This window comes from Kitasatospora sp. NPDC017646, from assembly GCF_044329365.1.
Classification (GTDB): domain Bacteria; phylum Actinomycetota; class Actinomycetes; order Streptomycetales; family Streptomycetaceae; genus Kitasatospora.
In genome coordinates, this window is the sequence record NZ_JBIRJC010000043.1 from 20133 (window position 1) to 32525 (window position 12393).

Sequence of the window (12393 nt, forward strand, 5' to 3'; positions counted from 1 at the left end):
CCGGCTAGCGGGCCAGCCAGAAGGTGAGCCCGGCGGTGAGGGCGCCCACCACCGCGCCGACGACCGTCTGCGCGGTGCTGTGGTCCCGCAGCACCACCCGGGACCAGCCGATCACCGCGACCAGCGGGTAGAGCAGCAGCCACAGCGGGCCGAGCGCGATGCCGAGGCAGGCCACCGCGCCGCTGGCGACGGCGGTGTGGACGGAGACCTTCCACCAGACGGTGATCACCAGGATCGGCACCAGCGAGGCGAACATCGCCGCCACCATCGCGGTGAGGTCGCGGGGCGCGTGGGCCCAGATCATCACCGCGAAGCTGACCGCGACCGAGCCCATGATGAACGGGATGACGGTGAGCCGGCGCCGGCGGTGGCCGACGTGGCGGTCCTCCAGCGTGCCCTTGCGGATGCCGCGCTGGATGAACAGGGTCGGGATGACGGCCGCGAACAGCGCCGCGAAGGCGGCCCAGCCCAGGCCGGACCAGTCGTAGCGCAGGCCGCCGATCAGCAGGCAGACCGCGATGATCACGTTCTTCGGCTCGACGCCGTCGGTGACCCGGCGGGCCCAGAGCGTCCGGCTGGTGGGGGCGGTCGTGGCCTCGGTGGTCATCGGGGTGGGTGCTCCGGTCGGGGAGGGCGGGTCGGCGGCTGGACGGTCGCGGCCGGCCGGCCGGTCAGATGATCGTACGTGAGCCGCCGGTGCCGCCGGCCTTCCGCGTCCGCTCGCGGGTCAGAACCGCGGCGGGCGGCCCTCCAGGAAGGCGGCCAGCCCCTCGTGCACGTCCGAGGCCTCCCGGGACCGCCGCTCCCAGGGCGCCAGCGCCTCGGCCGCCCGCTCCGCCGGGACGGCGAGCGCGGCCTTGACCGCGCCGATCGTCTGGGCCGAGCGGGTGGCCAGCAGCCGGGCGAACTCCAGCGCGGCGGCGTCCAGTTCGACGTCGGGCAGGACCCGTTCGGCGAGGCCCAGCGGCAGCGCGTCCCGGCCGCGCACCAACTCGCCGGAGAACAGCAGGTACTTGGCCCGGGCCGGGCCGACCAGCCGGGCCAGCCGCAGGGTCGGCACCGCCGGGTAGACCACGCCGAGCTTGGCCGGGGTGATCCCCAGCCGGGCGTCCTCCGCGACGAAGCGCAGGTCGCAGGCGACGGCCAGCTGGCAGCCGCCGCCCACGCAGGCGCCGTGTACCACGGCGAGGGTCGGGTGCGGGAAGGTCGCGAGCGCCTCCTCGGCGGCCACGTTGACCGCGTGGTAGGCGTCCGCGCGCAGCGGATCGCCGTACACCTCGGCGAGTTCGGTGATGTCCGCGCCCGCGCTGAAGGTGTTCCCGGCGCCGGTCAGCAGCAGGGCGCGCACGCCGTCCTGCTCGGCCAGCTGGTCCAGGACCTTGGGCAGCGCCTGCCAGATCGCCAGGGTCACCGCGTTGCGGCGGTGCGGACGGGCGAACTCCAGGACCGCGACGCCGTCCTCGCCGACGTAGGCGTTCAGGCCCTCGGCCTGGGCGGGCAGGGCGGAGCGGTCCCGCGTGAGCAGCGGCTGGTCCATGCGCACCTCCGGTCGGTCGTGGTGCGCCCACTCTCTCAGGCCGCGCGGGCGCGGTCGTCGCCGAGGCCGTGCTCGACCGGAGCGAAGGCGCGGGGGGCCTCGTCCGGCGTGGCGGACCGGACAGGGCGGCGGGCAGGGCCGCGTCCGCGCGTTCGCCGGCCGGCAGCAGGCGCCTGGTTGCTTGCCGCCGATCAGGCCTTGGTGGTGGCGGCCCACTCCGGGGCCAGGATCGCCCAGATCTCCTTGTCGAGGCGGACCCCGTTGTGCAGGATCCACTCGCGCAGCACGCCGTCCCGCCGCATGCCGAGCCGCTCGGCCACGGCCCGGCTGCGGGCGTTGACGGCCGAGCACCACCACTCGGCGCGGTGCAGGCCCCGGGTGGTGAAGGCGTAGTCGAGCAGCAGCCGGACGGCGGCGGTGATCAGCCCGCGGCCCTCACCGGCCGGCTCGGTCCAGGCGCCGATCTCGCAGTTGCCGCTCTTGGTGTCGAAGTGCACGAACATCACGCCGCCGACCAGCGTGCCGTCCTGCCAGATGCCGAAGATCCGGCCGGAGTCGGTGGCCTGGCGGTCGGCGTAGCGCTGCAGGGTAGCGCGGGCCGAATCCAGGTCGGTGGAGAAGGTGGCCCAGGGGATCCAGGGGTCGGTGTGGGCGCGGGCGCGGTCGATGTGGGCCAGGAACTCGGGGGCCTGCCAGGGCTCCAGGGGGCGCAGTTCGGCGTTCTCGGCGAGGGGGACGGAAAACACGGGCGGGCCTTTCACGGGTCGTGCGGCGGGCGGTCTGGTCCATTCATAACAAACGTTTGGTATGTACGATAGCCCCCATGACCCCAGCCCGTGGAGACCATGACGCCCGCCGCTCGGAAGTCTCCGAGGGGGTGTGGCGGGTGCTCTCCACCCGGGGCTTCGAGGGGCTCACGCTGCGCGCGGTGGCGGCCGAACTGGGTGCCTCCACCGGCCTGTTGACCCACTACTTCCCGAACAAGCGGGCACTGCTGAGCCACGCCCTGGAGGAGCTCGACCGCCGCTCCGCCGCCCGGCCCCGGCGGATGGCGCCCGTCGACGGCACCCCGCCGCCGCCCGCCGGGATGGCCCGGCTGCGGGCCGCGCTGCTCGACGTCCTGCCGCTGGACGAGGCGAGCGAGGCCGGCAACCGGATCTGGGTCAGCTCCTGGGACGTCGCCCTGGCGGACCCGGAGCTGGCGGCTGCGCACGCCGGGCGCTACGCCCGCTCGCGGGTGGCGCTCACGGCGCTCGTGGCGGACGCCCAGCGGCTCGGCGAGCTCCCGGTCGGAGCCGATCCCGCCGGGCTCGCGGCGGGGGCGCAGGCCTTCGTGCTGGGGCTGGTGGTGCAGTCGCTGTTCGCCCCGGCGGAGTTCCCGGCCGAGCGTCAGGTCGCCCTGCTCGACGCGTATCTGGCGGGGCTGGTCGCTTAGGGGCTGACCGGCGTCCGACCGTCGGCCGTCGCTGCCCGGTTGTTCGGCCGTTCCGCTTCCCCGGCGTCCGGCTTCCCGCACGTCCGGCTTCCCGCACGTCCGGCTTCCCGCACGTCCGGCTTCCCGCACGTCCGGCTTCCCGCACGTCCGGCTTCCCGCACGTCAGGCTTCCCGCACGTCAGGCTTCCCGCACGTCAGGCTTCCCGCACGTCCGACTGTCCGGCTGTCCGGATTTTCCGGATTCGCTGGCGGCCGGTCAGGCCGGGGCTGTTTCGTTCGGGGGTGGGGGGTTCGCCCCGGAATTCCGGTTTTCCGGCCGGGGCGCCTTTCGCGGCGGTCATGACACGCATTGTCACGGGTTATGCGCAGCGGGTGGGGATTACCCGGAGGTCCGAAACCGACACGGAAAGTGTTCACGGGTGCGGTGGCCTGCGGAATTGCAGGGTGGCGCCCCCAGCAGGATTCGAACCTGCGACCTACCGCTTAGAAGGCGGGTGCTCTATCCGCTGAGCTATGGGGGCGGGACGGACGGCGCCCTGGCGGGCGTGACCGTGGCCGGGATCGGGCGACGAGCGCCGGGGGCGCGCGTTGTCCGGCCCGTACCTGAGGGGTGGGGGTGGGGGTTGGTGGGCCCTCGCCCTGTCGGGGACAGGATAAGGGTGTCCAGTTCCTCGGCCGGGTGTGACGACACCGTCGTTGGTGTGTCGGTTCGGTGGAGCGGTCCGATAATCGCAGGTGAAGACCGTGCGTGCAGCGGTCTGGGACAGTTCCGGGCCGGACGTTGTGCAGTCGTTACGGGGCTGCCTCCTCACCCGTTATGGATTCGACACGGAGAATGTCCTGCCAACGGTGTGGGTGGGGGTCCTATTCGGCTTGCTCCGGTCGGATGACGTGCGCGGACGGCTCCCGGCGGCCCGTCGGTCGCGCTCCGGCGGGGCCGCGATCTGCCGGTTTGTTGTCATGACCGCGAAGAAGTGGCGGCCCCGGCGGTGTGCGAAGGCCGAAATTCACCCCTGCGGGTGACAGCTCTTTTTCACCCTGCCGATCGGCCTAGGAGTTGTCCACAGGATTTCGGAACCCGGTGGTCGGGATTTCCTCCGGGGCGCACTCTCAACTCGCACCGCTCGATTCCGTACGGTGCATCGGCGAGAACGGAGGGTGTGCCGTGAGCGAGACGCATGTGACGGTGATCGGCAATGTCGCGACCGAAGTGAGCTACGGGGAGTCCTCCGGCGGGGTGCCGATGGCGAACTTCCAGCTCGGCTTCACCGAGCGGCGGTACGACCGCGAGCGGGCCTGCTGGGTGGACGGCGAGGCGCAGTGGCTGAGGGTGACGGCCTGGCGGGCGCTCGCGGTGAACCTGATCGGCTCGCTGTCCAAGGGCGATCCGGTACTGGTGACCGGCCGGCTGCGGGTGCACGAGTGGACGGAGGGGGAGGTGAAGCGCAGTCGGGCCGAGATCAGCGCCCGGTCGGTCGGGCACGATCTCACTCGCGGCACCGCGGCGTTCCGGTGGGCGGCGGGGGTGCGCGGGCAGCCGGCGGGCGCGGCCGGGGTCGCCGGGGCGGAGGTCGCGGAGGAGCCGGTGCCCGGGTGGATCGTCAACGCGCTGGAGTCGCGCCGGGCCTCGATGGTGGCGTCGGCGGTGGCCGCGGCGCCCCGTTTGCCCGAGTTGCCTCGGGCGGGCCGTTCGCTGACGGAGCAGCAGGACGGCGTGTCCGAGGGGGAGACGGGAGGTGAAGGACGGGCGACGGTGAGCTGACGGGTCGGCGGCCTGCTCTGTCGACAAATATGTTGATCGAGAACGTCGTTGTGCCCGCACGCGCAATCTCGTCCGGATAACGGAAAGTCATCGGAAGATTCTGCCGAGGCGTCAGCTTGTGTGGAAGCTGAGGGGGTTGATAACGATCCAGATACGGAATCGTCCTGATTTCGCATGGGGGTTTCGAGGCCTCCGGGGCTCAATAGGATTCGTCTGGTTCATACCCGCAGCAGTGCCACAGGGGGCACGCGCGGCACGGCAAGTCGGCGGGCTGCCCACTCGGTGCGGCCCGCTCCGGAGGGATCCCAGATGTTCAAGAGGCAGAGGCGGAGCCTGTCCCGCATAACCACTGTCATGCTCACGACCAGTCTGGCGCTGGGTGGAGGCTTGTTCGCGGCTGGTGCGGCGGCCGCGGCGGACACCCCGGCTTCGGGCGTGAGCGCGGTGGTCCAGAACACCATGCTCGGCGAGACGATCGACGTTCAGGGCAAGGGTGCTGTCGAGGGTGGGCTGTTCACCCTCAAGACGGCCGCAGGTGAGAAGCTCCAGACCTACTGCATCGACTTCGACAACCCGGTGTACCTGGACAGCGCCGCCAAGTACCACGAGGCGGACTGGGCGTCGAGCTCCCTCAACAGCAACGCCAACGCCCCCAAGATCCGCTGGATCCTGGAGAACTCGTACCCGCAGGTCAACCTGAAGTCGCTGGCCGCGGCGATCCACGTCGACAGCCTGAGCGACGAGGACGCCGCCGCCGGAACCCAGGCCGCGATCTGGAAGTTCTCGGACAACAAGACCGCCGTTCCGCGGAACGACAACGCCAAGAAGCTCCGGGACTACCTGGTCAGCGACGTGAACAAGGGCGTCGCGGCCGAGCCGAAGCCCTCGCTGACGCTGACCCCGGACTCCGTGTCCGGCAAGTCGGGCAGCAAGCTGGGCCCGTTCGTCCTGAACTCCAGCGCGAACGAGGTGAAGCTCGCCGTCTCCGGCGACGCCGCCGACAAGGCGAAGCTGGTGGACAAGGACGGCAAGCCGGTCAACGGCGCCCTGGCCGGTCCGATCGCCAAGGACACCCAGCTGTTCCTGGACGTGCCGGCCGGCACCCCGGACGGCAAGGCCACCGTCAGCGCCAGCGCCGACGCCAACGTGCTCAGCGGCCGGGTCTTCATGAGCGACCTGGACGCGCGCGGCCGTCACAGCCAGACCATGATCCTGGCCGGCTCCACCAAGGTGAGCGTCGCGGCCGCGGCCAACGCCGCCTGGAAGCAGGGCAAGGGCGCGCTGATCGACAGCTCCGCCAAGGTCGAGTGCGCCAACAACGGCGTGCGCGTCTCCGTCACCAACAGCGGTGACGAGGCCGGCACCGTCACGGTCGGCTCGCAGCAGCTGACCGTCCAGCCGGGCAAGACCGAGACCGCGCTCGTCAAGGTCGCCGAGAAGGCCGAGTACACCGTCACCGTCACCGGCCCGAACGGCTACTCCAAGAAGTTCACCGGAGTCCTCGACTGCAAGACCGGGGTGACCCCGAGCTCCGCCCCGAGCACCCCGGCCGCCACCGGCACCGTCACCGCCTCCAGCACCCCGAGCAGCGGTGCCGCCCAGCCGGTCCCGTCGACCACCAGCGCCGCCCCGGGTACCGGTGGCCTGGCCCAGACCGGTGCCAACAGCAACACCCCGCTCCTGGCCGGCATCGCGGGCGCCCTGGTCGTCGCCGGTGGCGCGGCGGTCTTCTTCCTGCGTCGCCGTGGCCGCCACGGTGGCAGCGCCGCCTGAGCCCGGTAGCCGCCTGAACCGGTAGCACCCGCCGGCAGCACCGATCGGTGCTGCTCGGCCACGGCCCGGCTCCCCGCACTCGCTGCGGGGAGCCGGGCCGTCGGCGTTCCGGCAGGCGGGTGGGTCGAACCGGCCGCGCGTGGGCCCGTTGCCGCCCCGGGCAGCCCGGCGGGGTGGTCACCTGGGCGGTTCGGGGCTCCGGGCCGGGTGCGGCACAATGGAAGGCTGCAAGCCGAATTACTCCCGACGACGCCGGAGCGATCTCACGTGGCGGAATACATCTACACGATGCGCAAGGTGCGCAAGGCTCACGGAGACAAGGTCATCCTTGACGACGTGACGCTCAGCTTCCTCCCCGGAGCGAAGATCGGCGTCGTGGGCCCCAACGGCGCCGGTAAGTCGACCGTGCTGAAGATGATGGCCGGCCTGGAGCAGCCCTCCAACGGTGACGCCTTCCTCTCGCCGGGCTTCACCGTCGGCATGCTCCTCCAGGAGCCGCCGCTGGACGAGTCCAAGACCGTCCTGGAGAACGTCGAGGACGGCGTCAAGGAGATCAAGGGGAAGCTCAACCGCTTCAACGAGATCGCCGAGCTGATGGCGACCGACTACTCGGACGCGCTGCTGGAGGAGATGGGCAAGCTCCAGGAGGACCTCGACCACGCCGAGGCCTGGGACCTGGACGCCCAGCTGGAGCAGGCCATGGACGCCCTGGGCTGCCCGCCCGGCGACTGGCCGGTCACCAAGCTCTCCGGTGGTGAGAAGCGCCGCGTCGCGCTCTGCAAGCTGCTGCTGGAGGCCCCCGACCTGCTGCTGCTCGACGAGCCCACCAACCACCTGGACGCCGAGTCGGTGAACTGGCTGGAGCAGCACCTGGAGAAGTACAAGGGCACGGTCGTGGCCGTCACCCACGACCGGTACTTCCTGGACAACGTCGCCGAGTGGATCCTGGAGCTCGACCGCGGCCGCGCCTACCCGTACGAGGGCAACTACTCCACCTACCTGGAGACCAAGCAGTCCCGTCTCAAGGTCGAGGGCCAGAAGGACGCCAAGCGCGCCAAGCGGCTCAAGGAAGAGCTGGAGTGGGTCCGCTCCAACGCCAAGGGCCGCCAGGCGAAGTCCAAGGCCCGCCTCGCCCGTTACGAGGAGATGGCGGCCGAGGCCGACAAGATGCGGAAGCTGGACTTCGAGGAGATCCAGATCCCGCCGGGCCCGCGCCTGGGCAACGTCGTCATCGAGGTCGAGAACCTCAACAAGGCCTTCGGCGAGAAGGTCCTGATCGACGACCTGAGCTTCACCCTGCCGCGCAACGGCATCGTCGGCATCATCGGCCCGAACGGCGCCGGCAAGACCACCCTGTTCAAGATGCTCCAGGACCTGGAGACCCCGGACAGCGGCTCGGTCAAGGTCGGCGAGACCGTCAAGATCAGCTACGTCGACCAGACCCGCTCCAACATCGACCCGAAGAAGACCCTCTGGGAGGTCGTCTCCGACGGTCTGGACTGGATCAACGTCGGCCAGGTCGAGATGCCGTCCCGCGCCTACGTGTCCGCTTTCGGCTTCAAGGGCCCGGACCAGCAGAAGCCGGCCGGCGTGCTCTCCGGCGGTGAGCGCAACCGCCTGAACCTGGCGCTCACCCTCAAGCAGGGCGGCAACCTGCTGCTCCTCGACGAGCCCACCAACGACCTCGACGTCGAGACGCTCTCCTCGCTGGAGAACGCCCTGCTGGAGTTCCCCGGCTGCGCCGTGGTCATCTCCCACGACCGCTGGTTCCTGGACCGGGTGGCCACCCACATCCTCGCCTACGAGGGTGACAGCAAGTGGTTCTGGTTCGAGGGCAACTTCGAGTCGTACGAGAAGAACAAGATCGAGCGACTGGGCGCCGACGCCGCCCGTCCGCACCGGGCCACGTACAAGAAGCTGACCCGAGGCTGACATCCAGCTGTCACGACGGCCCGGCGGACCGCCCTCCCGGGGCGGCCTGCCGGGCCGCGGCCAGCCGTCACCGCCGGCCGTCGCCGAGAAGCGGCGCCGGCGGGCGACCGGACACCGAGGAGAACAACCCGTGGCTCGCCACATCTACGCCTGCCCGCTGCGCTGGTCCGACATGGACGCCTTCGGGCACGTCAACAACGTGGTCTTCCTGCGCTACCTGGAGGAGGCCCGGATCGACTTCATGTTCACCCAGGCCGCCGAGGCCGGCGCCGGGGAGTTCGCCGGCGGCTCGGTGGTGGCCCGCCACGAGATCGACTACAAGCGCCCGCTGGTGCACCGGCCGGAGCCGGTCACCGTCGAGACCCGGGTGACGCGCATCGGCAGCGCGTCGCTGACCGTCTCCTACGACATCAAGGACGTCCACCCGGACGGCTCCGAGACGGTGTACGTCCGGGCCTCCACCGTGGTCGTGCCCTACGACCTGGCCGAAGGCCGGCCGCGCCGGATCTCGCCGGTGGAGCGGGAGTTCCTCTCCCGGTTCATGGACGAGGCCCCGGCCGTCGCGGCAGTCTGAAACTCCCAGGACCCCCGAACCGATTGAGCTGAGCCGCGTTGACCGTCACCGCCCGCCTCGCCCTGACCGACACAGGTGAGGCCGCCGACCTCTCCGCCTTCCTGCTGCGCCTGCTGCGCTTCGACAAGGCGGCGGCCGTGCGGCTGCAGGCGGTCGGCCCCGCCGGGGAGGACGGCGTGCTGGCGGTCTTCGGACGACTGCCGCTGGGCGGCTCCGGCGCGCTGGCGATCCGCACCGCCCGGCTGAGCGGCCTGGACGAGCCGGTCGACCTGACCGTCTCGGCGGGCCAGTTGCTGGACGGCGTGGACGCCGGGGCGGGCGCCGTCGCGCTGCCCGGGCCGGTGACCGGCCCGGCCTGGGCCGGGCTGCTGCCGCCGCGGGCCGGCTGGCGGCCGGTCGGGGCCCCGCCGGTGGCCGAGGTGTACCCGGAACTGATGGCCGGGGTGCGGGAGTTCCGCGAGCGCAGCGAGGCCGTCCCGGCGCACCACCGCACCCGCGCGGTGCTGGACCAGCTGGCGGACGAGATCTGGTCCCGGCCGGTCGGGGTGCTGCCGGAGCTGCCGCTGCGCGCGGTGCACGCCGCGTACGTGATCGGCTTCCTGAAGCCCGCCGCCCCGCTCTCGGTGCACCGGGCTGGCGGCTGGCTGCGGCTGAGTGCTCCGGCGGGCTCGGTGGTGGTGCGGACCGTGGCCGCGCCGGGCGCGGGGCTGGGGCTCAGCCCGCTGCGGTAGCAGCGGCAGGCCGGCTCAGCCCGGGGTGTTGACCATCGAGGCGGCGGCGTAGGTCAGGTAGTCCAGCAGCTGCTGCTCGTGCTCGGCGGGCAGCTCCAGGCTGGTCACGGCCGCCCGCATGTGCGTCATCCAGGCGTCGTGCGCGGCCTTGTCGACCTTGAACGGCGCGTGCCGCATCCGCAGCCGCGGGTGGCCGCGCCGCTCGCTGTAGGTGCGCGGGCCGCCCCAGTACTGCATCAGGAACAGCGCCATCCGCTCCTCGGCCGGGCCGAGGTCCTCCTCGGGGTACATCGGCCGCAGCAACTCGTCCTGGGCGACGCCCTCGTAGAAGCGGCGGGTGAGGAGCCGGAAGGTCGGCTCACCGCCGACCTGCTCGAAGAAGGTCTCCTCGCTGAACGTGCCTCGTCCGATTTCAGTCACCCGACCATGGTCGCAGACGCCGACGGGGTCGTACACCGGGACCAAAGGCGTACGACCCCGCGGGGTTCGGCGGTCAGTGGAGGCGGTCAGTGAGGTGACCGGCGGGCGACGGTCAGGCGTCTTCCCACTTGAACAGCTTCCAGGCGATGCCGGTGAAGACGGCCGCGAAGAGCAGCAGTCCGCCCATGGTGGGCAGTGCGTCCATCACGCCGCCGCCGCGGGTCAGGACGGACTGGGCGGCCGACACCAGGTGCTTCAGGGGCATGACCTGGGAGACGGTCTTCAGCCAGCCCGGGGCGCCGTCCAGCGGGAAGAACGAGCCGGACAGGAAGGACATCGGCAGCACGATCAGCTGGGAGATGCCGTTCGCCGCCTCCTCGGTCTTGGCGACCGAGCCGGCCAGCAGGCCGATGGACATGAAGGCGAGCGTCGCGCAGGCCACCAGCGGGAGGACCAGCCACCAGTTGCCGGTGAGCTTGAGCCCGAAGAAGCTCGTCGCGACCACCAGGAAGACGGTGGTCTGGAGGAAGGCGGTCAGCAGCGAGACCACGATCCGGGAGCTGACGACCGTCCCGGCGCTGATCGGGGCCAGCCGCAGGCGGCGCAGCACCTTGGACTTGCGCCAGCCGACCAGGGTCAGCGCGGCGCCGAACACCGCGCCGGTGGCGACGGCCCAGCCGAGCAGGCCTGGGGTGAGGTACTGGATCGGCTTGAGCGACTTGTCCTCGACCTGCTGGGCGTCCACCACGTAGGCCGGCGGCTTCCCGGTGGCCGCCTGGTTGGCGCCCTGGACCACCGAGTCGACGATGCCCTGGAGCGCTCCGGCGCGGACCTGGTCGGCGGCGGTGTAGCGCAGCTCGAGCTTGCCGTCCGGTCCCTGCTCGATCATCGCGTCGAAGTCGCCCTTGCGGACCTTCTCCAGCGTGCCGGCCTCGTCGTCGGTGCGGGTGATGGTGAGGACCTTGTCGAGCTCGGTGCGGGCCTCGCCCTGCATCGAGTCGAACAGCTTCACCGCGCCGACCTGGGCCACCTTGGCGTGCGGGCTGCTCGAGCCCTTGGTCACGCTGCCGAAGAACACCAGGAACACCAGCGGGAACAGCAGGATGAAGAAGGTCGCGGTGCGGTCGCGCTTCATCCCGAGGAGCATCGCGCGGGACAGGCTCCAGAACGCGCTGACCCGTTCCCGCCCGTCGGCGGCGCCGGCCGACCCCCCGCGCGGGGCGGGCACCTTCGGCTCGGTGGAAGTGGTGGTGGTCACGCGCGGAACTCCCGTCCGGTCAGCTGGAGGAAGACGTCCTCCAGGGTGGCGCCGCGCACTTCGAGGCCGCGCAGCGCGTTCTGCTCGGCCAGCACGCTGAGAACCGGGGCCGGAAGGCGGGTGGAGACGGAGAGCGAGACGGTGTCGTCCTCCAGGGTGGCGACGTCGGCGCCGGCCGCGGCCAGCAGCTCGCGGGCCCGTTCGACCGGCAGCTGGCCGGAGGCCACGCTGATCCGCACGGTGTCGTCGATCTCGCGGATCAGCGCCGCCGGGGCGCCGGTGTGCAGGATCCTGCCGTGGTCCATGATCGAGACCCGGTCGCAGAGCACCTCGGCCTCGTCCAGGTAGTGGGTGGTCAGGACGACGGTGCGGCCCTCGTTGTTGATGTCCCGCAGGAGGTCCCAGAGGTTGCGGCGGGACTGGGGGTCGAGGCCGGTGGTGGGTTCGTCCAGGAAGACGAGCTCCGGGTCGTGGGCCAGCGCGCAGGCTATCGACAGGCGCTGGGCCTGGCCGCCGGACATCTGGTCGGTGAGGGTCTCGGTCTTGTCGGCGAGGCCGACCCGCTCCAGCATCGCGTCGGCCCGCTTGGGGCCGACCCCGTAGAACGACGCGAAGGTGCGGATGGTCTCCCGGGCCGTCAGTTTCCGGAAGAAGGCGGAGGCCTGGAACTGAACGCCGATCCGCGGCAGCAGCTTGGGGTTCCGCGGCCAGGGGGACATCCCCAGCAGCTCGACCCGGCCCTCGTCGGGCTTGCGGACCCCTTCCAGGATCTCCATGGTGGTGGTCTTCCCGGCGCCGTTGGGGCCCAGGATCCCGTAGAACTCGCCGGCCTCGACGGTGAACGACACCCCGTCGACGGCCTGCACATCCCCGTACCGCTGGCGGATGCCGTCAGCGGATATAGCAGCAGTCATGAGGCCAGAGAATAGGGCTTTCGAGGCGTCTTGTGCACACCGCGGACCGGGATTTGC

At 71.4% G+C, this 12393-nt stretch carries 12 protein-coding genes and 1 tRNA gene; 6 read left to right on the forward strand and 7 right to left on the reverse strand.

Annotation, left to right across the window (positions count from 1 at the left end; genetic code table 11):
- Window positions 1-4 precede the first annotated feature (4 nt).
- The 3 genes from ACH4J0_RS36235 to ACH4J0_RS36245 form a co-directional block, all read right to left on the reverse strand.
- A complete protein-coding gene (locus ACH4J0_RS36235; RefSeq protein WP_396245431.1) occupies window positions 5-607 on the reverse strand; it encodes a hypothetical protein in 603 nt (200 codons plus the stop codon).
- A gap of 120 nt (window positions 608-727) precedes the next feature.
- On the reverse strand, window positions 728-1537 hold the full coding sequence (locus tag ACH4J0_RS36240; RefSeq protein WP_396245432.1) for an enoyl-CoA hydratase/isomerase family protein: 810 nt from the start codon (window positions 1535-1537) through the stop codon (window positions 728-730).
- A gap of 191 nt (window positions 1538-1728) precedes the next feature.
- Window positions 1729-2283, reverse strand: coding sequence for a GNAT family N-acetyltransferase (locus ACH4J0_RS36245; protein ID WP_396245433.1), 555 nt, complete (start codon window positions 2281-2283; stop codon window positions 1729-1731).
- Between the two features lie 77 nt (window positions 2284-2360).
- On the opposite strand from ACH4J0_RS36245, the gene ACH4J0_RS36250 reads away from it, so the two are divergent.
- Window positions 2361-2972 (forward strand): TetR/AcrR family transcriptional regulator, encoded by a 612-nt coding sequence (locus tag ACH4J0_RS36250; protein WP_396245434.1) that lies wholly within the window; start codon window positions 2361-2363, stop codon window positions 2970-2972.
- Between the two features lie 445 nt (window positions 2973-3417).
- Here the strand turns inward: ACH4J0_RS36250 and ACH4J0_RS36255 are convergent.
- Window positions 3418-3493 (reverse strand) — tRNA-Arg (locus tag ACH4J0_RS36255).
- Window positions 3494-4137: 644 nt separating this feature from the next.
- Between ACH4J0_RS36255 and ACH4J0_RS36260 the strand changes: the two genes are divergently transcribed.
- The 5 genes from ACH4J0_RS36260 to ACH4J0_RS36280 all read left to right on the forward strand — a co-directional run bounded on the left by ACH4J0_RS36260 (window position 4138) and on the right by ACH4J0_RS36280 (window position 9744).
- Entirely contained in the window at window positions 4138-4734 is a 597-nt protein-coding gene (locus ACH4J0_RS36260) for a single-stranded DNA-binding protein (RefSeq protein ID WP_396245435.1), read from the forward strand.
- Between the two features lie 354 nt (window positions 4735-5088).
- Window positions 5089-6507 (forward strand): Cys-Gln thioester bond-forming surface protein, encoded by a 1419-nt coding sequence (locus tag ACH4J0_RS36265; protein WP_396245436.1) that lies wholly within the window; start codon window positions 5089-5091, stop codon window positions 6505-6507.
- A gap of 267 nt (window positions 6508-6774) precedes the next feature.
- A complete protein-coding gene (gene ettA / locus ACH4J0_RS36270; RefSeq protein ID WP_396245437.1) occupies window positions 6775-8439 on the forward strand; it encodes an energy-dependent translational throttle protein EttA in 1665 nt (554 codons plus the stop codon).
- 130 nt (window positions 8440-8569) lie between these two features.
- On the forward strand, window positions 8570-9013 hold the full coding sequence (locus ACH4J0_RS36275; protein ID WP_396245438.1) for an acyl-CoA thioesterase: 444 nt from the start codon (window positions 8570-8572) through the stop codon (window positions 9011-9013).
- A 38-nt stretch (window positions 9014-9051) separates the two neighbouring features.
- Window positions 9052-9744 carry a hypothetical protein gene (locus ACH4J0_RS36280; protein ID WP_396245439.1) on the forward strand — a complete coding sequence of 231 codons (693 nt, stop codon included), beginning with the start codon at window positions 9052-9054 and terminating at the stop codon, window positions 9742-9744.
- A gap of 15 nt (window positions 9745-9759) precedes the next feature.
- On the opposite strand, the gene ACH4J0_RS36285 is transcribed toward ACH4J0_RS36280, so the two are convergent.
- From ACH4J0_RS36285 to ACH4J0_RS36295, 3 genes are all read right to left on the reverse strand, one after another.
- A complete protein-coding gene (locus ACH4J0_RS36285) occupies window positions 9760-10164 on the reverse strand; it encodes a globin (RefSeq protein ID WP_396245440.1) in 405 nt (134 codons plus the stop codon).
- Between the two features lie 112 nt (window positions 10165-10276).
- Window positions 10277-11422 carry an ABC transporter permease gene (locus ACH4J0_RS36290; RefSeq protein WP_396245441.1) on the reverse strand — a complete coding sequence of 382 codons (1146 nt, stop codon included), beginning with the start codon at window positions 11420-11422 and terminating at the stop codon, window positions 10277-10279.
- Window positions 11419-12336 (reverse strand): ABC transporter ATP-binding protein, encoded by a 918-nt coding sequence (locus ACH4J0_RS36295; RefSeq protein WP_396245442.1) that lies wholly within the window; start codon window positions 12334-12336, stop codon window positions 11419-11421. Before ACH4J0_RS36295 ends, ACH4J0_RS36290 begins: the two co-directional genes overlap by 4 nt.
- Window positions 12337-12393 lie beyond the last annotated feature (57 nt).

What these genes read in the sequence shown, in the direction of transcription:
- ACH4J0_RS36235 (WP_396245431.1), bottom strand. Translation starts at nt 607, where the DNA reads ATGACCACCGAGGCCACGACCGCCCCCACCAGCCGGACGCTCTGGGCC.
- ACH4J0_RS36295 (WP_396245442.1), bottom strand. Translation starts at nt 12,336, where the DNA reads ATGACTGCTGCTATATCCGCTGACGGCATCCGCCAGCGGTACGGGGAT.
- ACH4J0_RS36240 (WP_396245432.1), bottom strand. Translation starts at nt 1,537, where the DNA reads ATGGACCAGCCGCTGCTCACGCGGGACCGCTCCGCCCTGCCCGCCCAG.
- ACH4J0_RS36265 (WP_396245436.1), top strand. Translation starts at nt 5,089, where the DNA reads ATGCTCACGACCAGTCTGGCGCTGGGTGGAGGCTTGTTCGCGGCTGGT.
- ACH4J0_RS36250 (WP_396245434.1), top strand. Translation starts at nt 2,361, where the DNA reads ATGACCCCAGCCCGTGGAGACCATGACGCCCGCCGCTCGGAAGTCTCC.